General features: G+C 70.6%; 24 protein-coding genes. 15 read left to right on the top strand and 9 right to left on the bottom strand.

The window, feature by feature from the left end; all coding sequences use genetic code 11:
• Positions 1 to 10: 10 nt before the first annotated feature.
• From QPJ90_RS15115 to eno, 5 genes are all read left to right on the top strand, one after another.
• A complete protein-coding gene (locus QPJ90_RS15115) occupies positions 11 to 742 on the top strand; it encodes a 2,3-diphosphoglycerate-dependent phosphoglycerate mutase (protein ID WP_290131980.1) in 732 nt (243 codons plus the stop codon).
• A complete protein-coding gene (locus QPJ90_RS15110; protein ID WP_031261894.1) occupies positions 739 to 1,242 on the top strand; it encodes a CrcB family protein in 504 nt (167 codons plus the stop codon). The genes QPJ90_RS15115 and QPJ90_RS15110 overlap by 4 nt, the downstream gene beginning before the upstream one ends.
• On the top strand, positions 1,239 to 1,610 hold the full coding sequence (locus QPJ90_RS15105) for a CrcB family protein (RefSeq protein ID WP_144759154.1): 372 nt from the start codon (positions 1,239 to 1,241) through the stop codon (positions 1,608 to 1,610). The genes QPJ90_RS15110 and QPJ90_RS15105 overlap by 4 nt, the downstream gene beginning before the upstream one ends.
• A gap of 47 nt (positions 1,611 to 1,657) precedes the next feature.
• Complete coding sequence (locus QPJ90_RS15100) at positions 1,658 to 2,143, top strand: inorganic diphosphatase (protein ID WP_144759151.1); 486 nt, start codon at positions 1,658 to 1,660, stop codon at positions 2,141 to 2,143.
• Positions 2,144 to 2,278: 135 nt separating this feature from the next.
• Entirely contained in the window at positions 2,279 to 3,613 is a 1,335-nt protein-coding gene (gene eno, locus QPJ90_RS15095) for a phosphopyruvate hydratase (protein WP_290131979.1), read from the top strand.
• Here eno and QPJ90_RS15090 read toward each other — a convergent pair.
• On the bottom strand, positions 3,598 to 4,524 hold the full coding sequence (locus QPJ90_RS15090; protein WP_144759148.1) for a LysR family transcriptional regulator: 927 nt from the start codon (positions 4,522 to 4,524) through the stop codon (positions 3,598 to 3,600). The genes eno and QPJ90_RS15090 overlap by 16 nt on opposite strands.
• Positions 4,525 to 4,594: 70 nt before the next feature.
• Between QPJ90_RS15090 and QPJ90_RS15085 the strand changes: the two genes are divergently transcribed.
• Together QPJ90_RS15085 and QPJ90_RS15080 are read left to right on the top strand one after the other, a co-directional pair.
• Complete coding sequence (locus tag QPJ90_RS15085; protein WP_144759145.1) at positions 4,595 to 5,752, top strand: TDT family transporter; 1,158 nt, start codon at positions 4,595 to 4,597, stop codon at positions 5,750 to 5,752.
• A complete protein-coding gene (locus QPJ90_RS15080; protein ID WP_144759142.1) occupies positions 5,749 to 6,333 on the top strand; it encodes a uracil-DNA glycosylase family protein in 585 nt (194 codons plus the stop codon). Before QPJ90_RS15085 ends, QPJ90_RS15080 begins: the two co-directional genes overlap by 4 nt.
• A 586-nt stretch (positions 6,334 to 6,919) precedes the next feature.
• Here QPJ90_RS15080 and QPJ90_RS15075 read toward each other — a convergent pair.
• Positions 6,920 to 7,975, bottom strand: a complete 1,056-nt coding sequence (locus QPJ90_RS15075; RefSeq protein ID WP_144759139.1) for a hypothetical protein — start codon at positions 7,973 to 7,975, stop codon at positions 6,920 to 6,922.
• A gap of 492 nt (positions 7,976 to 8,467) precedes the next feature.
• Positions 8,468 to 9,154, bottom strand: coding sequence for a hypothetical protein (locus QPJ90_RS15070; protein ID WP_290131978.1), 687 nt, complete (start codon positions 9,152 to 9,154; stop codon positions 8,468 to 8,470).
• An 812-nt stretch (positions 9,155 to 9,966) separates the two neighbouring features.
• Here QPJ90_RS15070 and QPJ90_RS15065 point away from each other — a divergent pair.
• Together QPJ90_RS15065 and QPJ90_RS15060 are read left to right on the top strand one after the other, a co-directional pair.
• Positions 9,967 to 10,479, top strand: coding sequence for a hypothetical protein (locus QPJ90_RS15065; RefSeq protein ID WP_144759133.1), 513 nt, complete (start codon positions 9,967 to 9,969; stop codon positions 10,477 to 10,479).
• Positions 10,476 to 10,892: a hypothetical protein gene (locus QPJ90_RS15060; protein WP_144759130.1), complete on the top strand. Its 417-nt coding sequence runs from the start codon at positions 10,476 to 10,478 to the stop codon at positions 10,890 to 10,892. The genes QPJ90_RS15065 and QPJ90_RS15060 overlap by 4 nt, the downstream gene beginning before the upstream one ends.
• A gap of 58 nt (positions 10,893 to 10,950) precedes the next feature.
• On the opposite strand, the gene QPJ90_RS15055 is transcribed toward QPJ90_RS15060, so the two are convergent.
• The gene (locus tag QPJ90_RS15055) at positions 10,951 to 11,517 is read right to left on the bottom strand and encodes a DNA N-6-adenine-methyltransferase (protein ID WP_186317528.1); all 567 of its coding nucleotides are present in this window, start codon (positions 11,515 to 11,517) and stop codon (positions 10,951 to 10,953) included.
• Positions 11,518 to 11,910: 393 nt separating this feature from the next.
• The gene (locus QPJ90_RS15050) at positions 11,911 to 12,654 is read right to left on the bottom strand and encodes a hypothetical protein (protein WP_290131977.1); all 744 of its coding nucleotides are present in this window, start codon (positions 12,652 to 12,654) and stop codon (positions 11,911 to 11,913) included.
• A gap of 65 nt (positions 12,655 to 12,719) precedes the next feature.
• Here QPJ90_RS15050 and QPJ90_RS15045 point away from each other — a divergent pair, with 65 nt between their 5' ends.
• Both QPJ90_RS15045 and QPJ90_RS15040 read left to right on the top strand, forming a co-directional pair.
• Positions 12,720 to 13,274 carry a hypothetical protein gene (locus QPJ90_RS15045; protein WP_290131976.1) on the top strand — a complete coding sequence of 185 codons (555 nt, stop codon included), beginning with the start codon at positions 12,720 to 12,722 and terminating at the stop codon, positions 13,272 to 13,274.
• 51 nt (positions 13,275 to 13,325) lie between these two features.
• Complete coding sequence (locus QPJ90_RS15040) at positions 13,326 to 14,291, top strand: EamA family transporter (protein WP_290131975.1); 966 nt, start codon at positions 13,326 to 13,328, stop codon at positions 14,289 to 14,291.
• Positions 14,292 to 14,429: 138 nt separating this feature from the next.
• Here the strand turns inward: QPJ90_RS15040 and QPJ90_RS15035 are convergent, their stop codons facing one another.
• Both QPJ90_RS15035 and QPJ90_RS15030 read right to left on the bottom strand, forming a co-directional pair.
• Entirely contained in the window at positions 14,430 to 15,602 is a 1,173-nt protein-coding gene (locus tag QPJ90_RS15035) for an AI-2E family transporter (protein WP_290131974.1), read from the bottom strand.
• Between the two features lie 34 nt (positions 15,603 to 15,636).
• Positions 15,637 to 16,350: a hypothetical protein gene (locus tag QPJ90_RS15030; RefSeq protein ID WP_290131973.1), complete on the bottom strand. Its 714-nt coding sequence runs from the start codon at positions 16,348 to 16,350 to the stop codon at positions 15,637 to 15,639.
• 159 nt (positions 16,351 to 16,509) lie between these two features.
• Here QPJ90_RS15030 and QPJ90_RS15025 point away from each other — a divergent pair, with 159 nt between their 5' ends.
• Genes QPJ90_RS15025 through QPJ90_RS15015 form a run of 3 tightly spaced genes read left to right on the top strand, consistent with a single transcriptional unit; the run spans position 16,510 to position 18,964 of the window.
• The gene (locus tag QPJ90_RS15025; protein WP_290131972.1) at positions 16,510 to 17,007 is read left to right on the top strand and encodes a hypothetical protein; all 498 of its coding nucleotides are present in this window, start codon (positions 16,510 to 16,512) and stop codon (positions 17,005 to 17,007) included.
• Positions 17,004 to 17,690, top strand: a complete 687-nt coding sequence (locus tag QPJ90_RS15020; protein WP_290131971.1) for a response regulator transcription factor — start codon at positions 17,004 to 17,006, stop codon at positions 17,688 to 17,690. The genes QPJ90_RS15025 and QPJ90_RS15020 overlap by 4 nt, the downstream gene beginning before the upstream one ends.
• The gene (locus QPJ90_RS15015) at positions 17,687 to 18,964 is read left to right on the top strand and encodes a HAMP domain-containing sensor histidine kinase (RefSeq protein ID WP_290131970.1); all 1,278 of its coding nucleotides are present in this window, start codon (positions 17,687 to 17,689) and stop codon (positions 18,962 to 18,964) included. Before QPJ90_RS15020 ends, QPJ90_RS15015 begins: the two co-directional genes overlap by 4 nt.
• Here the strand turns inward: QPJ90_RS15015 and QPJ90_RS15010 are convergent.
• Complete coding sequence (locus QPJ90_RS15010) at positions 18,954 to 19,094, bottom strand: hypothetical protein (RefSeq protein ID WP_290131969.1); 141 nt, start codon at positions 19,092 to 19,094, stop codon at positions 18,954 to 18,956. The two genes, QPJ90_RS15015 and QPJ90_RS15010, sit on opposite strands and share 11 nt — an antisense overlap.
• Positions 19,095 to 19,246: 152 nt before the next feature.
• Here QPJ90_RS15010 and QPJ90_RS15005 point away from each other — a divergent pair, with 152 nt between their 5' ends.
• Complete coding sequence (locus tag QPJ90_RS15005; protein WP_290131968.1) at positions 19,247 to 19,900, top strand: DUF998 domain-containing protein; 654 nt, start codon at positions 19,247 to 19,249, stop codon at positions 19,898 to 19,900.
• Between the two features lie 125 nt (positions 19,901 to 20,025).
• Here QPJ90_RS15005 and QPJ90_RS15000 read toward each other — a convergent pair whose 3' ends face one another.
• On the bottom strand, positions 20,026 to 20,724 hold the full coding sequence (locus tag QPJ90_RS15000; RefSeq protein ID WP_290131967.1) for a hypothetical protein: 699 nt from the start codon (positions 20,722 to 20,724) through the stop codon (positions 20,026 to 20,028).
• Between the last annotated feature and the right edge of the window lie 45 nt (positions 20,725 to 20,769).

Genomic DNA, 20,769 nt, shown 5'->3' with positions numbered 1-20,769 from the left:
GGGCACGCTGATGCTTCTGCGGCATGGGGAGAGCACCGCGAACGAAGCCGGCACTTTCACCGGGCTCCTCGACGTCCCGCTCACGCCTCACGGTGAAGAGCAAGCGGCAGCGGCGGGGCAGCTTCTTCGGTCGAAGCACATCACGCCGGACGTCGTGGTCACCTCCACATTGCGCCGAGCCGTCCGCACCGCCGAACTGGTCTGCGACGCCCTCGGGACACAGATGCCCACAGAAGCGGTGTGGCAGTTCAACGAACGCAACTACGGTGCTCTGACCGGGATGACGAAGACCGACGCCCGTCGGATGCTCGGTGACGACAAGTACTTGCGGCTCCGCAGGTCCCGTACCGGCGCGCCGCCACCGATGTCGCTGCAGCCGTGGGAGGAACTGCGGTCAAGTTCCGCGCTGCGCGGCCTGCCCGACGGCGCTCTCCGACGCACCGAGGCCCTCTCGGACGTCATCGAGCGGGTCCGCCCCGTCCTGCACGACCGGCTCCTGCCGATGCTGCGGGCAGGGCGGAGCGTCCTCGTCGTCGCGCACGGGAACTCGCTCCGTGCGTTGTGCGCATGCATTGACGACCTCACCGACCCGGAGCTCGAGCAGCTGAACCTGCCGACCGGGCAACCCGTGCAGTACCACCTCGCCCCGACGGGTGCTCTCGTCCCGCGGGGTGGGGCGTTCCTGGATCCGACAGCAGCACAGCACGCCGCGGCGTTGGTCGCGGCAGAAGGCGGAACATGACCACCCGAACGGACACCCCGATGCCCGACGACCAGCTCCCCTCCGACCCGGACGTCGACGTCTCCGACCCCGCAGCGACCATGCGGCCGGTGCATCTGCGGTGGCGGTACGTCGGCCTCGTCGCAGTCGGTGGGGCCGCTGGTACTGCCCTCCGTGACGTCATCAGCATCGTGCTTCCTGCCGATGGCGGGGTGAGTTGGTCGATCTTCTGGATCAACATCACCGGCGCGTTGGCCCTCGGTGTGCTGTTGGAAGCGCTCGCGCACCGTGGGCCCGATGCCGGCCGCCGGAGGGTGCTGCGGCTGCTCCTCGGGACCGGGGTCCTCGGCGGGTTCACCACCTACAGCACCCTCGCCGAGTCCACCGCCGCCCTGTTCCTCGACGGGCACGGACTCGCCGGCACCGGGTACGCGCTCCTGACCGTCCTGTCCGGCGCGATCGCGACCGCCTGCGGTCTCGTCGTCGCCGGCTGGTTCCGACCCCGAACGGAGGACGCATGAACGCCGCGCTCATCCTCGCCGTCGCCGTCGCCGGCGGTGCCGGCGCTGCCGGCCGGTTCCTCCTCGACGGGGTGATCAACACCGGCCGGGAGTTCCGGCTCCCCGTCGGCACGTTGACGATCAACGTCACCGGGTCGCTGCTGCTGGGGATCATCGTCGGTGCCGCCACCCACCTCGGTGCGGTGCCGGTCGCGGTCCTCGGCACCGGGGTGATGGGCGGCTACACCACGTTCAGCACCGCCAGCTTCGAAACCGTCCGCCTCGCCCGCAGCGGCCGGATCACCGCCGCCGCGATCAACGGGCTCGGGATGCTCGTCGTCTCCGTCGCCGTCGCGACCGCCGGCATTCTCCTCGGCGGCACCCTGTGACCACCCCGCCCACTGACCACACACCCGCTCCAGAACCGGAGGCGCTGATGCTGTTCGACGTCACGATCGAGATTCCCCGCGGCAGCGGCAACAAGTACGAAGTCGACCACACCACCGGCCGGATCCGGCTCGACCGGGCGGTGTTCACCAGCATGGTGTTCCCCCAGGACTACGGCTCCATCGACAACACCCTCGGCGAGGACGGCGACCCCCTCGACGCCCTCGTGCTCCTACCCCGTCCCACGTTCCCCGGCGTCGTCATCACGGTCCGGCCGGTCGGGATGCTGCGCATGGTCGACGAGAACGGCGGCGACGACAAGATCCTCACCGTCCCCGCTGGCGACGACCGCTTCGCGCAGCTGCAGGACATCACAGATGTGCCGGAGCCCACGCTGGCGGAGATCGAGCACTTCTTCGCCCACTACAAGGAGATCGAGCACGGCAAGCACGTCACCACCAACGGGTGGGCCGACCGTGCTGCTGCCGAAGCCGTCATCCGCACCGCACAGGAAGCCCACACCCGACACCCGTGACCCACGGGTCCACAGACTGCCGCGGGGAGGCACTGGCGCTGAGTGATCGCTAGGAGGTCGTCCCTCCGCCTCCCCGCGGCTTCCCCGCAACCACCCGCCAGCTCGACGCATGACCCGAACCGAAGGAGCGTCACCATGAACGACTACATCAGCGGCATCCACCACCACGGAGCACATCAGGGCGAGTACGTCACTCACCACGACCACCCCGTCACCATCGACGCCGTCCACGGCGCCCGCATCCTCGACTCCCGCGGCCACCCGACCGTTCGCGTCTCCCTCGAGCTCGACGACGGCCGCACCGTCACCGGGGACGCCCCCGCGGGCGCATCCACCGGCGCCCACGAAGCCGTCGAGCTCCGCGACGGCGGTTCCAAGTTCGGCGGCCGCGACGTTACTCAGGCGCTCCACCTGATCAACACCGATATCTCAGGGCTCCTCACTGGCCGGTCATGGTCTTCGATCGGGCGGATCGACGCCGCCCTCGCCGAACTCGACGGCACCACCGGGTACCGCCGGCTCGGCGCGAACAGCGTCGTCGCCACCTCGATCGCCGCATCCCGGGCCCTCGCCCACGCCGCGGACCTGCCGCTCTGGAAGTGGATCGCCGAGATCACCGGCTCGACGCCGCGCCTGCCGGTCCCGCACTTCAACGTCCTCAACGGCGGCGCGCACGCAGCGAACGCCCTGGACTTCCAGGAGTTCATGATCGCCCCCGTCGATGCCGACTCGATGGCCGACGCCGTCCGCATCGGCGCGGACGTCTACCACGCGCTCGCGGCCCTGGTGCGGGACCGGTTCGGCAGCCTCGGCCTCGGCGACGAGGGTGGCTTCGCACCGTCAATTGCCGCCCCCGAGGAAGCGCTCGACCTGCTCGTCGCCGCGATCCGTGCCGCGGGCTACGAGCCGGGCGTCGATCAGGTGGCGATCGCGCTCGACCCGGCAGCGAACGAGTTCTCCCAGGGCGCCGGATCCTACCGGATGCTTGACGACAGCCTCGACCGGGACGGGCTGGTCGACTACTACCGGCACCTGGTCGACGCGTATCCGATCCGGAGCGTCGAAGACGGGTTCGCGGAAGACGACCATGAGGGGTTCCGCCGCATGCAGGCAGCGCTCGGCGACCGGATCCAGATCGTCGGCGACGACCTCTACGTCACCGACCCGCAACGGATCCGCGACGGCGGCGAACAGCAGCTGACGAAGGCGGCACTGATCAAGCCGAACCAGATCGGCACCGTCTCCCAGACCCTCGGCGCGATCGCCACCGCCACCAGCATCGGGATGGCCAGCATGGTGTCGCACCGTTCCGGGGAGACCACGGACACGTTCATCGCGGACCTCGTCGTCGGAACCGGCACCGGGCAGATCAAGTCCGGCGCACCCGCCCGCGGGGAACGCGTCGCGAAGTACAACCGGCTCATCGAAATCGCCGAACAGCACCCGGAGCTGCCCTACGGACTGATCTGACCACTGGCGCTCGAGCTGCGGGCGGTGTCTAGGAACGCCGTCACAGCGGGCCCCGGGCGGCCCGTCCAGATTGCGCGCAGCGGCCGGATCAGTGGCGGGCCGAGCAGCGCTACTCGGACGAGGGCACCGTCGGCGAGGTCGGTGTCGACGGTGCGGAGACTCATCACCGCCGGCGCGATGCCGGCCCGCGCGTTGGCGCGGATGATGCCGGTCGTCTCCAGCACGGCCGCTGGGGCGACCAGGCGGAGCCCAGCACGGTCGAGCCACGCCTCGACCGTGGCGCGGGTCCCGGACCCTTCCTCACGCAGCAGCAGCGGCGTCTCCGCGAGGTCATCCGCGGTGATGCCCGAAGCGCTTGCCCACGGGTGGTGCGGGGCGACGACGACCACGAGTTCGTCCTCGTCGACCACCAGCGAGGACAGGTCAGGTGGCGCAGCAGGTGTCTCCGTGAATCCGACGTCGGCAGCGCCGGAACGGACGAGGTCGGTCACGTCGGCGGAGTTTCCCGCGATCAACCGCACCGACGCCTCGGGTGCGACGGCCCGGTGGACGAGCAACCATCCAGGGAGCAGGAGTTCGGCGATCGTCTGCGACGCTGCGACCACGAGAGATCCCGCGGGTTCTCGAAGCGCGGCGACTCCTACTTCGAGCCGCCGGGAGGCCTCCAACACGGGAACGGCCAGACCGAGCACCACCCGGCCGGCGTCGGTCAGCGCGGTCCCGGATGCCGTCCGGTGCGCCAGCGGCTGACCGGTCGCCTGTTCCGCGGCACGCAAGCGCGCCGAGACCGCCTGCTGCGTCACCCCCAACGCCTCGGCCGCGCGGGTCAACGAACCGGTCTCCGCGACGCGGACGAGGACCTCGAGGGTGTCGAGGTCCAGAGTCCGGTCCGTCAACCGCCGCAGTGCCACAAGCAACCATTGTGCCCTGCCAACGAGTCCGCCGTTCCCGAACCACGGGGAACGCGCGCACGATGGGTGCATGTCCGCTCACCTCGCCCACGCACCCGCGACGTCCGAGCACTATGCGCGCGACCGGCGGCTGTTCCGGGAGCTGGAGCAGCCCGGTCTGATCGTGTCGAACCTGACCCCGAACTGGTTCGCGTCGATCATGGGCACCGGGATCGTCGCCGTCGCGGCCGCATCGCTGCCGCTGCAGTTCCCCGGTCTGCGCACCGCGGCGACGATCGTGTGGGCGATCGCCGCGGTCCTGCTCGTCGCCCTCACCATCGCGACGGTCCTGCACTGGGTCCGCTACCGGAGCACCGCAGCGAAGCACCACCTGCACCCGGTGATCTCGCACTTCTACGGCGCACCGCCGATGGCGTTCCTCACCGTCGGCGCCGGAACGATCCTCCTCGGCAAAGACTGGATCGGCCTCCCCGCCGCCGTCACCATCGACTGGGTCCTCTGGAGCCTCGGCACCATCGGCGGACTCCTCACTGCGGTCCTGGTGCCGTACCTGGCGTTCACCCGCCACGAGAACCGACCCGACTCCGCGTTCGGCGGCTGGCTGATGCCGATCGTCCCGCCGATGGTGTCCGCCTCCACCGGCGCCCTCCTGCTGCCCTACGCCCCCGCCGGGCAGGGGCGCGAGACACTGCTGTGGTCCTGCTACGGCTTCTTCGGCCTCAGCCTCATCACGTCCCTGGTCGTGATCACGCTGATCTGGAGCCGACTCGCGCAGCACAAGGTCGGTGCGGCCGGGATGGTGCCGACGCTGTGGATCGTCCTCGGACCGGTCGGGCAGTCGATCACCGCGGTGAACCTCCTCGCCTCGAACGCACCGACCGTCGTCGACGCCTCGACCGCCCACGCGCTGCTGGTCGTGGCGTTGGTGTACGGGTTCGCGATGCTCGGCTTCGCGCTGCTGTGGACCGTCATCGCCCTCGCCATCACCATCCGCACCGCTCGAGAACATCTGCCGTTCAGCCTGACGTGGTGGTCGTTCACGTTCCCCGTCGGTACCTGCGTCACCGGGCTGAACGGCCTGGCCCTGCACTCCGGACTCACCGTCGTCGCTGTGCTCGCGGTCGTCTACTACGCCGGCCTCGTCGCCGCGTGGATCACCGTTGCCGTCCGCACCTTCCACGGCTCCGTCATCCGCGGCACACTCCTCGCACCACCACAGCCGGCGTGAGCACCCCCGACGAACTCGCGGATGAGGTCGCGGACGTTCGATCGCTGAACGTCCTCGCGGAGGCATGGCGCACCGCACCCGACGGCTCGCGACGGTTCGTCCCGAGCTTCGACCCACGATCCGGCGGCACGTCCAGCCGAGTGCTGGTCCTCATGCAGTCACCCGGCCCCCAGACCATTGCCGCAGCGCACTCGGCGGTCTGCAGCGAGGACAACCCGGGGCCGACCGCGGCCGCGTTCCGCGCAGCCCGCATCGAGTCCGGACTCGCACGCAACGCGTACCTCCGCTGGAACCTCATCCCGTGGGAACTCCCCGGGCGCATACGACCTGCAGACATCGACGAGGGACGACATGCCCTGAGCGTTCTCCTCAAGGCGCTCCCCTCCGTCGAAGCGATCGTCACGTACGGGAGCATCGCTCTCGACGGAGTCATGCGGTACCTCACCCTGGACGAGCACGCCCGACTCGTCCCCGTCATCGCGGCACCACACCCCTCTCCCGCCAACGGCCGCCACCGCGCGGAACAGCACCGACGTTCCGTTCAGGCACTCCGACTCGCCGCACGGATGCGTCGAATGTAGCGAGGCTTCAGCTGCCTCCACTGGCAAGGCACGAGTGACCGATAGCCGGTCGTCGACCGGCCGGCTGCGGACCGCCGCTCGATCGAGGGTCCGAGTGTCGCATATAGATGGTCCGCTTTGATTCTCTCAAGGCTGCCCCATACGAACGCTTCTGGCCGGCGGGCGCAGCGCGTCTGCTCGGCATTCAGAGGCCGAGGTCGTAGCGGCGCAGCGACGGACTCCAGGCGCCCGCGGACTCCTTTGATCGCGGGGCTCCCGTCGTGGCTAGTTGGATCTGTGCGGAGGAGAAGCCGATTGCTGTGTCGTCGAGGTCAGGCCTGTCGGCGCGGTCACTCCGAGTGGTTCGTTGTCGTGCTGAGGCGCCTTTTCGTCGCCCGACGGTCGCCAACCGAGGCCTGGTCGACTGAGGTGACGCGTCACGGGCTCGAGGCGACGTGCCACACCCCGTCGTTGGTCTCAACGAGTCCCGGCACGGGCGCGGGGTCCGCGGTTCGGCAGTTGTCGCACGAGACGCCGGCGCAATCTGGGGCGCCCACAGTCGTGGGTGACACTTCCGATGCTTGAAGCGTGCTGTCGTACGGGCCTGTCACGAAGGAAGATGGTGGATGAGGTCGTAGTGGACGTCGGTGCGGAAGTGGATTCGGCTGCGGAGCTGGTTGGCGAGGTCAGTTTCGTGGTAGCCGCGCATGAGAGTGGCTACGGTGATGGTGTCGTCGGTGATGCCGCCGGCGGAGAAGTTCGACGTCGCGAAGATGGTCTCGTCCTCGGGGACAGCGACGGTGAACTTCGGTCGCGCCCTCCCATCCCTTGGTGGGACGGCGGGCGTGAATCCCAGCGCGGCCATGTCGGGCATGGTGCGGGTGAACGCCACCCGTGTTCGTCCGGTTCCGACGTCGTCTTTCCGGCCGAGATACGAAAGGCCAGGGAACGGGGTCATCGCCGCCCAGGCGCCGGAGACGAGTGCGCCGGCGTCGATGAGGAGGCGCGCTTGTTCTTTGACGGTACCGGGGTGGTGCCAGCTGGTGGCGGTACCACCGGGCCCGTTGTAGGTCATCGCCCAGTCGGCGAGGGCGAACATGTCGACCGCTTCCCATCCGATGTCGACGTGCCGAACGGTGTCGCCGAGAACGCTGAGCGCGTCACCGACCCGTCCAACGCTCATCCCCGTGTGGGCCGCGATCTGATCGATACGGCCGCTGGCAACAGGGAGGGTGCGTGCGACGGCGAACACCGCGTACCGGTCACTTCGGAGCTCTTGGAACGCAGGCTCTCCGGCGATCTGCCGGCCGTCCTCCCATACCTGGGAGCCGTCAACGAGCAGCACGTTCGGTGCGGACCGCGCTACTTCGACGAAGGTGCGGCGGTTGACGTACGCCGGTGTCGGCACGAGCAGCAGTTCTGGCTCGTCGTCGAGACTCAGGCCGGGTTGGCGGCGGGGGGATGCGGCTGGTGCGACGCGGGCGCGGCGGCCGTCGGCGAGGCGGATTGTGTCGTGGGTCTCGATCGTGGCGGGCAGGCCCGCGCGTTCGAGGGCGACGAGTTCGCGCGTGATGTCGACCGGCCACGTGGACCAGTCCCGCAAGTCGAGGATGTCGGTACGTTGCCGGGCTTGAGACCACCATTCGTCGCTGGCGCTGTGCATCAGATTCCCTTCGAGATCGGATCTGCCGTGCCGGCGACTGTCTCGGATGGAGACCGGCGGGGCTACCTGCGATATGTGCGGAGGTAGCGAGGTCATCGACAACATGCCTCGAGTGACCCCTCGAGGCGAGTCAGCATTCACAACCACGGAGGTCACGTCAGATGGCACCCCGGTTCGCGACTTGCGGCGCTCCCAAAGCCCGTCCTGTCCGCGCATAGGAACGGCGCCGCCGATGTCCGGCCGGCTTCAAGAGAGGAACGACCATGATGATTTCCGCCGGAACCGTTGTCGCTGCGAGCAAGGACCATGGGGGAACGAGCAGGACGTTCGTACCCGGAGGGTGTCGTGGCGTCGTCACCAAGGGTGGCGGTTGGCCTCTCCAGGTGCGTTGGGAAGGTCTCGCGTGCGCACAGCCCGCATACCGTGACGAGATCATCTGACGAAGGCCGAGCTCGTGGCGGTCGGCTGACATCGCTCGGCCGACCCCCACCCTCACGCGGCCTGCGACCGGTTCAGCGCGGCGCCGAGGCGTCGCCCGTTGGCGTTGTCGGCTTCGATCGACGCGGAGAAGTCGGCGACCCAGTTCTCGCCGTCCTCGCGGGGCATCCGCATCTCGTTCCCGGCGTAGAACGTCGAGTCCGGCAGCGGAACGATGTTGATGATGTAGTAGAGGGACTGTCGAGGGCATCCGATTTCATCAGCGAGCCACCCCAGGCCCACTGTCGCTCGCGATGCCTGTCGGCGCCTTGGGAACGGGCGTCGTCGGCGGCTGCGCTGCTCCTCGGCAAAGGTGCGTGCGTCTTCGATGGGCATCTGGATGGATCGCCCGATCCGTCGCGCGGATGCAGGCAGCGCGCCCTCTGCACTCAGGGCCCACACCCGGCGCAGTGACACGTTCAACTGAGCGGCGAGCCACTCGAGCCCGACTGTCTCGACATCCGGCGGGAACGGTTCGGTGTTCTGTCCGAAGAAGCGCTGCTTGTCCGCACGCCGTTCTGCGATGAGCACGTCGGCGTCGGCGCGAGGGATCCAGAACTTTCCGTCGACCTTGGATGCAGACTCGGGGAGCATGCCCTTGGCGCTCCAGGCGTAAACGGTGCCGAGGGTGACGTCAGCCGCCGCAGCGAGCTCTCGGAGTGACATGGCGCCGTTGCCGGCGGGCTGATTGGTGGGGGACATGTGTTCGCTTCCTCGTGGTGGACGGACAGGCTGTTTGCTGTCCACCCACCTCTATGCGGCGAAAATGTCGGAGTGACCGAGACGGGCTGAGTTGACCTGTGTTTCGGTCCAGTCCAGCGACGGCGAGGCCGGTGTGTCATAGCCGCCGTCCTCAGGGAGGAACCGGGCTGATGGCCCTTGTCGTCGGGGCTCCTGACATGCACCCAGGGTGCCCGGATCGTCGTTCCTGGCGGATAGTGCTTGCCCGTGATGAGCCCTGAAAGTGTCAGAAAAGTCGGTCTGAACTGGGGAAACCTCTCGTGGCTTCCGTGCATGACCGTTGCGGGGAGGTACAGCTATAGACCTTTTAGGGGGTATATAGGTGTGGGGATCTAGGGCCGATCTACTTCTTCTTCTTCTTCTTTGTATCCTCTATACATAAGTCTTCAAGTCAAAGGGCCCTCTACCCCTTCCGATCGGCTTGCCACCGGCGATCTGCGGTGACTTGACGATCCCGTCCACGCGTCGAGCACCGGCAAGTCACCGCTTGCTCGATGACGGCCGGATCGCGCCGGCCCTCGAGAAAGTCGCGTCAACGCCGCGGTTCGCCGCATAGAAGCGTTCGTGATGAACTCAGCCCCCGCCGCGCATTCGGACCTTCGACGCGCGGACGCACCGCGTGCGGATGATCAGCACCAGCCCGAATGCTGTCGTCGTTCCGTCCGTCCGTCCGTACGCACGCATGTCGTGCAATCCGCGCATACATCTCTCGTGAACGGATCAGGATCGACCGGGGCGCCACGCGCGATCACTCCGGCAGCCGTGGACCTCGCATGAGCGGCTACCCCGAGGCCAAGCAGCACCTCGCGGCGGAGACGCTCTCCGTGCTGCAAGCGGGCGGCGGTACGTGGCGAGCCATCTCGTGGGGGCGCCTGCGTTCGACTGTCGATGCGCATTCGTCGTCGCCGACCACCGGCGAGCCGATGCTCATCGAGTACCGCAGTGGGCCCGAGGACGACGCGGAGGTCCGCGTTCGTGCGCAGGTCCTCACGCTTGGTCCCGGCGTCGGGTTGATAGTCGAGCTCGTCACCCCGCAGGAAGGCGCTAGGGAGTACGCGCGCGTTGCGAAGCGAGATGCGCCGGACGAGGTCCGCCGCGTCCACATCCGCGCTGGTTGGACCGCGGTGGTGCGGGCAGGCGAGATCTTCTCACCCGCTGAGGCGACCGCTCTCCTCGGCTGGGCAATGCCGGAAGACGGCCGCCTGCTCGATGCGCTGTGGTCGCTGCAACAACCGCTCGACTACCTCGCCGACATTCGCGCAGGACGGCGTCGGCCGCCGTCGTGACCATCGAGCCGTCGGCCCACACCCTCGTCCACATCAGCGGAGACTGGATGCTGTTCGATGACCCGCGAGCCGCGCTGGCTCAACTGCTCCCGGGCGCCTCGAATCGCGCCGAGCTGATGATTGCCGTCGCACAGAGAGCACAGCACGCCGAACTGGAACACTGGGAGCGCGTGCATCGCCGTCAGGGCACCGCGTCGATGACGGTTGAGGAGCTGGCCATCTACACGGCACCGAAGGGCGAGCGATTCGAATCCGACCTCCCGGAGCAGTGGGTCGGAAAACCGGCCCTCTACCTCACCGTCATGCAGCTGCACGGTGCGCCGTTACCGCTGGGTTCGGTAGAGCGGGTGGGGCCGAGCGACGGGCAGATGCTTCTGATGTTGGAGCGCGCTGGCATTCTCGACGTGATGTGAGCGCGCGAAGAGGCCCTCGACGCGAACTCGCATCGAGGGCCTCTGGGGAACCCGGTGGTCAGCTCAGAACGGAGAAGCAGAGCCCGAGGTCGGCCTGGCGGAGAACTCTCGCGGCCCGCTCTCCCCACGCCAGGAACATCGACCCCGCGCCAGGCGACCCCTGTGGCCGGCCCGTCCGGCCGTTGATGAACTTGATGCGGCCAGCGGTGAAGCAGACGACGTCGGCCGAAGCCATCGCCTTGTGCGCCCACTTGGTGTCCGTGCGTGCGAAGACGAGTGCGATGCCATCGCCGTGTGCAGCCAGCTTCTCGAGCCATGCGTCCGTGTCGTCGTAAGGCGGGTTTACCCAGCACATGCCGTGCCACGGGGAGGTCAGCCCGTCATCGTTGATGGTGAAGCAGTTCACGGCCGGAACGTTCGAGAGCGCGGAACCGGGGGAGCAGGGGTCCAGGTCGAAATCGACGCCCAGAGCGTCGAACACGGCGGCCGGGGTGTACCACTCGATGTTCGGGTTGTTCGGGCCCGACTCGTGGGTGAAACCTCGGCCTCGACGAGAAGGGGCGGTCTGGCCGTTCGACGTCTGAGCGCTGCGGGCCTTGATGGTGTGGGTGTTTGCGTTGGTCATGCACGCCCTATGCATGACCCGACGCCGCGGGGGCCTTGTTCGAGGAAAGCCCAGGTCAAGTCGGGTGTCGTCGAGCACCCGGCGCAGCTGACTCGTCGCGCGGACCCTCGCCGCCTACAGTGCCGACGCCGCGAGTCCTGGTGTGTGCGGTGGAGCTTCCGCGTGTCGGTGTGGTGTTGGTGAAGACGCGGAGGCGGTGGCAACTAACCGCAAAGAACCGGACTTTGAACAGCTGCGATGGTTGCGGTTACTTGCCTACCGGTCTGGCAGCGTCCAGGGACAAGGACATTTACACCGAAGATGTCGGCGGTTCGAGTCCGTCAGGGCCCACCACCGCCACCGCGGCCGTCAGGGCCCACCACCGCCACCCGGCAGCGGCCCGCACACACCCGTTCATGCCCGGTTCGCCAGCCACTCCGAGAACGACGGTCCCTGCACGACCGCGTCCGGTCCGGGGAGCAGCGCGCCACCGCGGAACGCGGAGCCGAGTCGCCCGGGGATCGGCAGTGGCAGCGGCCACGGTCGGTGACCGCCGAGCCTGCGCGTCATCGACCAGAGCGTGGTGGTGTCCGGGCCTGCCACCTCGTCGACGGGCGCATGGTCCGCGTCGAGTGCTGCAGCGGCGATGACGTCGGCCACACTGTCGAGCGCGACCGGCTGGATCAGCATGCCCGGGACGAGGGCGATCGGTCCGGACCGCATCCGCTCGAGGTTCTGCTCGGTGAACTCGAACCACTGGGTCGACCGGACGATGCGCAGGTGTCGGCTGGTCGATCGAGCGAGCGTCTCCTGGGCCGTCTTGCCGGCGAAGTACCCGTACCCCTGCACGTCCGGTCGGGTGCACTGCGCGATGGACAGCAGGACGTGTCGTGCGCCGGTCCGGTTCGTGGCGTCGGAGACCGCCTTCGTCGACGCCGTGAAGAACGCCGAGGCTCGTCGGCGGCTCGTCGTGAAGCGCCCGGTGGCCTCGACCACGGCGATCGCGTCGCCGATCGCGGACTCGACGTCGTCGCGGGTGACGTCGAACCCGCGGGAGGGTGAGAGCAGGACCGGGGTCCCGCCTGCTCGCTCGATCGCGGCGGCGATCGCCGCGCCGGACCGACCGCCGCCGATGACGGCCACCCGCGCTGTTCCCATGACGTCCTCCCCATCCTCTACAAATGTAGAGGATGGTACGCTCGGGCGTCCAGAGGGGGCCAGGCATGACCAGACGCGACGACATCGGTGACGCCGGCATCCGTTGCATCGCCCGAGGCGGCTCGCGAGCCCTCACGCACCGTGCTGTCGATGCCGAGGCATCCCTGCCGCCGGGATCGACGTCGTACTACGCGCGGTCACGACGCGAACTCCTCCGGCTGGTCACCGGGCGGATCAGCGCACAGCTCGACGCGGACCTCGACGCGCTGGTGCTCCCGGCCGAGGGCGATCCGGCTGTCGTCGCAGCGACGTTCCTCGACACGATCGCCGAACGTCACGCCGCCCAGGTCGCCCGGTACCTCCTGCTCGTCGAGCTGCGCGACGACGACGAGCTCCGCAGCACGCTCACCGCCGCGGACGCCGTGCGGCAGCGGCTCGACGCCGTCGGCACCGCGCTGCTCCGCACTGGCGGAGCCTCCGATCCGGAGCAGCGTGCCCCGGAGCTCGTCGCACTCGTCGACGCGCTCCTCCTCCAACGGATCGCCGACGCGGCACCACTCGACGTGCGGTCGGTGCTCGCCGCGTACCTGCGTGGGATCACGGACGCGCACTCGCGCTGACCCGCCGCCGTCCGACAGGATGAGAGCCCAGAACCCCCCCGGAGGTGACCGGTGCCCGCAGCGCACGACGACGGACCCCGCGCGGGCCGCGTCCCGGCCGCCGGACGCCTGGGCATCCTCGCGATCGTCGTCACCGCCGTGCTTTGGGGCACCACCGGCACCGCCGCGGCCGCCGCCCCCACCGCGGGTCCGCTCGCGATCGGCGCCGCAGCCCTCGGCATCGGTGGACTCCTGCAGGCGGCGATCGCTGTCCGACCCCTGCGTGCCGCCTGGCCGGTGGTGCGACGGCACCGCGGGCTGGTGGTCCTCGGTGGTGTGGCGGTCGCCGTCTACCCGCTCGCGTTCTACAGCTCCATGCACGTCGCCGGGGTCGCGATCGGGTCCGTGGTGTCGCTGGCGTCCGCGCCGCTCGCCTCCGGCGTCCTCGAGCGGGTCGTCGACCAGCGTCCGCTCGGGCGTCGGTGGGTGGTCGCGGCGGCGATCGGCGTCGCGGGCAGCACCGTGCTGTGCCTCTCCGGGGCGGGCGCGGCACACGGCGCCACCGACGCGGCCGCCGACGCGGACCCGCGCGCCACGGTGCTCGGCGTGCTCCTCGGCCTCGTCGCCGGGGCGACCTACGCCGTCTACTCCTGGGCGGCGCACCGCCTGATGGGCGCCGGCGCAGGACGAGCCGCGTCGATGGGCGCGGTCTTCGGCACCGGCGGCGTGCTCCTGCTGCCGGTGCTCCTCCTGACCGGCGGCCCGTTCGTCACCTCACCGTCCGACGCTGCGGTGGGGCTCTACATGGCGCTCGTCCCGATGTTCCTCGGCTACCTGCTCTTCGGCGTCGGCCTTGCGTCCGTGCGACCGAGCACCGCGACGACGATCACCCTCCTGGAACCCGCGGTCGCGACGGTCCTCGCCGTCCTCGTGGTCGGCGAGCGCCTCGGCCCGGCTGGCTGGGCCGGCCTCGCACTCCTCGGCATCGCGCTCGTGCTCCTCGTGGCACTGCCCGTCCGGCGGCCCACGCGGTCCTGACCACACCAGCCACGGCCGGGAGGCGCGGTGCGCGTCGGACGCGCACCGTGCCTCCCGGCCGTGGCCAGGGATCGACGGACGGCTGCCGCCGTCGACACGGCGAGCACCCGACGCGGCGACCACCCGACGGACGGGGCGTCAGCCGACGGGGACGTCCTCGCGGCGCTTCTGACGCCACGGCTCCGCCGGCTGCTCCGGTCCGTTCCACACCTGCACGACGCCCCACGCGGCGGCGAGGAGCGGCACCGAGATGATCGCGCCGGTGACCCCGCCGAGGACCGTGCCCGCGGTGAGGCCGACGAGGATGACGAGGCCGTGCAGGCTCAGCGTCTTGCCCATCAGCACCGGCTGGAGGAAGTTGCCCTCGATCTGGTTCACGAGGACGACGATCGCCACGACGATGATCGCGTGCACCGGGCCGACCGACACGAGCGTCACGAGGGCGGCGAGCGTGCCCGCGATGGGGGCGCCGATCATCGGGATGAACGACGTCACGAAGGCGACGACGGCGAGCGGGATCGTCAGGGGGACGCCCAGGATCGCCAGACCGGTCCCGATCGCGAGCGCGTCGAACGCGGCCACGGCCGCCGTCCCGCGCACGTAGCCGCCGAGCGTCTGCACGACCCGGTCGCCCACCCGACGAGCACGGTCGTACTGCCCACCGGTGAACGGGCGGAGCAGGAACTCCCAGAGCGCCGGACCGTCCTTGAGGAAGAAGAAGAGGATCACGGCCATCAGCACGGCGCCCGTGACGAAGTTCGTCACCGCCGAGATGCCGGCGATCGCCCCGGAGCCGACCTGCGGACTCGTGACGAACGACACCACACCGTCGACGGCGTCGTTGATCTGCGAGTCCGTGATCCGGACCGGGAGGTCGTGCAGCACGTCCTGCAGCTGCTGCAGCCCGCTCACCGCCGACGACTGCAGGCTCGACCACTGGTTCGCCACCGCCGCGACGAGCAGCCACGTCACACCGGCCATCACCGCGAGCACCGCGACGAAGCACGCGATCGTCGCGAGCACCGACGGGACGCCGTGCCGCCGGAGCCACGACACGAGCGGGAACAGCGCCGACGCCACGATGAGCGCGAGCAGGACCGGGACGGTCACGAGGCTCAGCTTCACGGTCGCGAGGACGATCATCGACGCCACCACGACGACCACCACGAGCTGCACGCAGCGCACCGCGAGCCGCCCGAACGGGTCGGACCACAGCGACCTCCGGCCGTCGATCGGGGCGGTGGTCCGGTGCAGGAAGGGCATGGCGTCCTCGGGGTCGGTGCGGTGGAGCGGGCAGGACCCCGTCGTCACCCGACCGACGCTACCGACGCGCGTCCGTCACCGCTCACCGGAACGGACGGACGTCGCTCGTGGTCTCGCCCCGCGGCGACAGCCGCACGAGCCGGTACGACGCACCACCGTCGTACGCGAGCACCACGGTGTGGCCCTGCCACAGGTAGGGGTACGCACTCGGCTTCGGACGGTTCGCCGTGAACTCCGACAACACCGCGCTCCGGACGAGCGCCCCGCCCGGCCGGTCGTACACGGCGACCTCGTCCGGCGAGCTCGCGGTCGCCAACGAACAGGTCGTGTCCACGAGGTACTGCTGGCCGCCGTCCCCGCGGAGGTCGCCCGAGGCCGTCACCAACGACGCGAGGTCGCCGTCGCAGATCTGCAGGCCGGGGTGCGGCGTCGCAGCGATCGCCTGCTGCAGCCCGGCGACCGACGTCGCCTCCGGGTACGCGTCCTGCGCGCCGGGCCGCGGCGGCTGCCCGGACGGGAACCCGGCCCCCGCACCCGCTGCGGCGCTCCCCGTCGCACCGGTCGCACCCGTCGCACCGGCCGCCTGGGACGGGGGAGCGGCCGAGGCGGCCGCCGTCCTGGCGGGGGTCGCCGTCGGTGTGGACGCCACCGCCGTGGGGGAGTCGGACCCCGCCGAGGTGACGGACGCGGGGGACGACGGCTCCACGGCGCCGGAGGCGGCACACCCGGAGAGCGCGAGCGTGGACGCGGCGACGACGATCATCGCCGAACGGACGAGAGGCGTGTGGAACTGCATGGTCTCGACCGTAGCCACCCGTCGTCGCAGCACCACGACAGCTCCGCCGCGGTGACGAGGCACGGCGTCCCCGAACCGCACGACAGCGTGGGAACATCTGTCACGGGACTGACACATCCCTGCAGCGCGACCGAGACCGGCAGGACGGAGGCTCACACCATGACCCGAACCGTCCCCTGGCGGACCACCAGCCTCGCCGCCGCCGTGCTCGCCGTGGTGAGCGTCCTCGTCGCCGCCACCGGCGCCATGGCCGCACCACTCGGACACGACGCCGCACCGGTCCGTGCCGACCCCGCCGTCCGCACCGCCTACTACGCCGGCTGCGGCGACCAGGCCGTCGCCGAGCCCGTGTCCGTCCCGATCTGGTGCCAGTCCGCCGACCAACGCCTCGAGGACCTCACCTGGTCCTCCTGGGGCGGCAGCCGGGCACTCGCGACCGGCGTGTTCACCGACAACCCGTGCGACTGCGCCGGCGGCTCCGTCACCACGTACCCGGTCGCGGTCCGGTTCGACGACCCCACCACCGTCGGTGCCGCGCAGCGGTACGGGCGGCTCAGCATCACGTTCGCCGCTGACCGACCGGCGTGGGCCGTCCGACCCACCATGCACTTCCTGTGGGGCGACCTCGGCTTCCTCACCGACCAGGAGCGCCCGTGAGACGCGGGAACGCCGACGGACCGGCCCCGCTCGTCCTGCTCGCCGAGGACGACCCCGACGTGCGCGAGACGACCCAGCTGCTCCTCCTGCGCCGAGGCTGGCGCGTGACCCCGACCGCGGACGGCGTCGACGCGCTCGCCGCCGTGGACGTCGAGGTGCCCGACGTCGCCGTCGTCGACGTCGCGATGCCGCGGATGAACGGCCTCGACCTCACAGCACGGTTGACGGCGCTCGGCATCCCCGTCGTGCTGCTCACGGCCCGGAGCCTCCCCGTCGACGAGGTCTCGGGACTCGCCGCCGGCGCCGACGACTACGTCACGAAGCCGTTCGACGCCGACGTCCTCTCGGCACGGCTCCACGCGGTGCTCCGCCGTGCGCGGGGGGTCGTGTCCGAGGCCGTCACGATCGGCGACGTCCGGATCGACCTGCGCGCCCGACGGGTCGAGCGGAACGGGGTGCCGGTGAGCCTCACGTCGGTGGAGTTCCGTGTCCTCGAGGCCCTGCTCCGCGAGCGTGGTGCGGTCCTCAGCCGGGAGCAGGTCGTCGCGATGGCGTGGGACAGTACCTGGCAGGACCCCCGCATCGTCGACACGAACGTGCAGCGGCTCCGGCGGAAGCTCGGCGCCGAGGTCGTCGAGACGGTCCGTGGGTTCGGCTACCGCATCGAGGCCGACCGCGCATGAGCCGGGCGTGGTCCTCCGCGGACACGGTGCGTCGCCCCGCGGCCCCCAACGAGCGCGTCCCCTGGTGGCGCTCCCTCCGCTTCCGGACCGCCGTCGCCATGACCCTCCTCGCGACGACGCTCGTCGTCGGTGCCGGCGCGGTGTTCGCGCGGACCGCGATCGACGGGGCGACCGCGCAGCTCCGGCAGCAGGCGCTCACGCAGCTCGACGAGACGACGGCGACCCAGGCGTTCGGCGGCAACCTCCCGCCGCGCGCCACCGACGACCCCTCGGCGCTCCCGGCGGCACTCCGACGGGCGCTCGACGCCGGCGGTCCCGTCACCTACGACGACGGCGACTCGATGTGGGCGGCGCGTCGACAGAGCTCCGGCATCATCGCGACGCGGATCGACGACACCCCGGTCCGGGAGCAGTGGGCGAACCTGCAGCGAACCTTCGTCGTGGCCGCCGTCCTCGCCGCGGCCGTGGCGGCCGTCGGTTCCTGGATCGCCGCCGGACGACTCACCGCCCGACTCCGGCGGGCCGCGGCGGCGGTGGACGACACCGTCGCGGGACGCACGCCCGACGAGGTCACCGGGGACGACGAGGTCGCCGTGCTCTCCCGTGGGCTGGCGGAGACGGCCGCCGCCCTCGCGCGGAGCCTCGACCACGAGCGGGCGGTCACGGCCGAGGTGGCGCACGACCTCCGGACGCCCGTCACCGCCCTGGTCGGTGCCGCCGAGCTGCTGCCGGACGGCCCGGACGCCGCTCGGGTGCGACGGGTGGCCGACCGCCTCCGCCAGCTCCTCGACGACCTGCTCGACCTCTCACGCGCCGCGCACGACGCCGGTGCCGTGCACGCCGTCCCGCGCGACCTCGGGAGCACGGTCGACGAGCTGCTCCGACGCGAGGGGCTGGACGGCCGGGTGGAGCGCGACGCCCAGCCGACCGACACGGTGATGGTCGACCCGGAGCACCTCGCACGGGCGGTGACGAACCTCGTCACGAACGCCGAACGGCACGGCGCCCGACCGGTCGTCGTCCGCACCGAGGGCACCACGCTCACCGTCCGCGACGCCGGCCCCGGGTTCCCCGAGGAGCTGCTGCGCGACGGCCCGAGGCGCTTCGGTGCGCTGGGATCGCACGCCGGTGCCGGCATCGGGCTCGCCATCGTGCTGCAGCACCTCGCCGCGTTCGGGGCGGTACTCCGGCTCGAGGACCCGGGGGACGGAGCGGCGGCGGTCGTCGAGCTCCGGGCGGCCGACCCCGACGCACGGTCGGGTGTCAGCGCGTGACCGGGAGCACCCAGAACACGGCGAGACCGACGATCACGGTAAACGTCACGGCGATCGCCACCTCGAGCAGCAGCACCACCAGGTCGTCCTGGGCGGGGGAGTCGTCGGTCTCGTGCGTCGGGAACGTCATGGCGGCACGCTAGGTCCCGCGTGTGACCGCCGTGCGGCAGCTCCGTGTCCGGACGCCCACCGATGAGCCCCGAATCCCGGTGCGTCGGCTCGTGTGCTGTCACCGAACTGCCACGGACCGACCGCAACAGCGCACCCTGTACGATCGCTCAGGTGGGGAAACAGCAGCTCGCCGGATGGTCCTGGATCGCCGCGACGATCGCGCTCCTCGCCCAGCTCCTGGTGGCGGCGGCGTGGCCCGGCCGGTACTCCTGGGCCGACAACACGATCAGCGACCTCGGCGCGACCACCTGCGGTGTGTTCGACGCCGGCACCAGGGTCGAACGCACCGTCTGCTCACCGCTGCACGTCGTCGCGAACGCGGCCACCGTGGTGAACGGTCTGCTGCTGACGGTCGGCGCGATCGCCGTGACGCTGGCCCGGTCCCGCCCGCTCGGGGTCGTCGGACCGGTGCTGCTCGCGGTCGGCGGTCTGCTCGTGGTCGGCGTCGGTGTCACGCCGCTCGACAAGGCACCGGCCGCGCACGAGGCGTTCGCGCTCGCACAGGCTCCCGTCCAGTGGACCGGGATGGTCGTGGCCGCTCTCGCCGCCCGGCGAACGGGCATGGGGACCCTGGCGGTCGTGACGCTCGCCGCGACGGCGGTGTCCGTGGTCGGCCTCGGCCTGTTCGTCAGCGCGGTCGGCGGGGGAGCCGCCGCCGCGGTGGGCGTCGGCCTCGTCGAGCGGTTGGCGTTCGACACGCTGACGATCTGGGGCGGCGTCGCCGGCGTGCTCCTGCTCCGCCGCACCGTTGCGGTCTCCGCCTGACGGACGGGAGGCACCGTGCCGGCCCGCACCGTCCTCCCTCGCAGGCTCGGTCGGCGCACCCCGCGCAACGCTCCGCGTCGCCGCTGAGCGGGATGCGCCCGTCCGTCACGACGCGCGGCGACGCGTCAGCAGTCGGCCTTGCTGATCGCGAGGTCCAGCGTCTTCTGGTCGCTCGCGAACACGTAGTGGTACTGCATGCCGATGCCGTCGTCGAGCAACTTCTTCGTCGCGCTCGTGGTGCAGGCGTTCGACACGACGGACTGCCGCAGCGTGCTCTGCTGCACCGATGACGAGTCGACCGACTCCGAGATCGTGTAGTCGTAGCGGATGGCCTTGCCGCGTGCCTCGATGTCGGTGAGCGTCGTGACGGAGTCGATCTGCTTCGGCAGGTCGTAGTCCTTCTTCAGTTCGGTCACGCCCTGCTGGACCTGCTCCTGGGCGGAGGGCTGCATCGCCGACGTGATGGCGTACCGGACGCCGAACGCGACGACGGCCGCGACGACGACGGACGCGATCGTGATGCCGATCGCGGCGGCACGGGACCGCCAGGCCTTCGGCGGCGGCGCGTACGGCGCGGCCCCCGGGTACGGCTGTCCCGGGTACGGCTGGCCCGGGTACGGCGGGCCGGGCTGCGGCTGCTCCGGGTACTGCTGACCGGCCTGCGGCTGCTCCGGGTACTGCTGACCGGCCTGCGGCTGCTCCGGGTACTGCTGACCGGCCTGCGGCTGCTCCGGGTACTGCTGACCGGCCTGCGGCTGCGCCGGGTGCTGCTGGCCGGGCTGCTGCGGCTCGCCGGTCGGGCCGCTCGGTGGTGTCGTGCTCATGCGTTCCCCCTGTGCTCCTGCGCGCGACCACCCCGGCCGCGCCCC

Source organism: Curtobacterium sp. 458 (genome assembly GCF_030406605.1).
Taxonomy (GTDB): domain Bacteria; phylum Actinomycetota; class Actinomycetes; order Actinomycetales; family Microbacteriaceae; genus Curtobacterium.
Note: the sequence above shows the minus strand (reverse complement) of the source record. Positions and strands in the feature narration are given on the sequence as shown.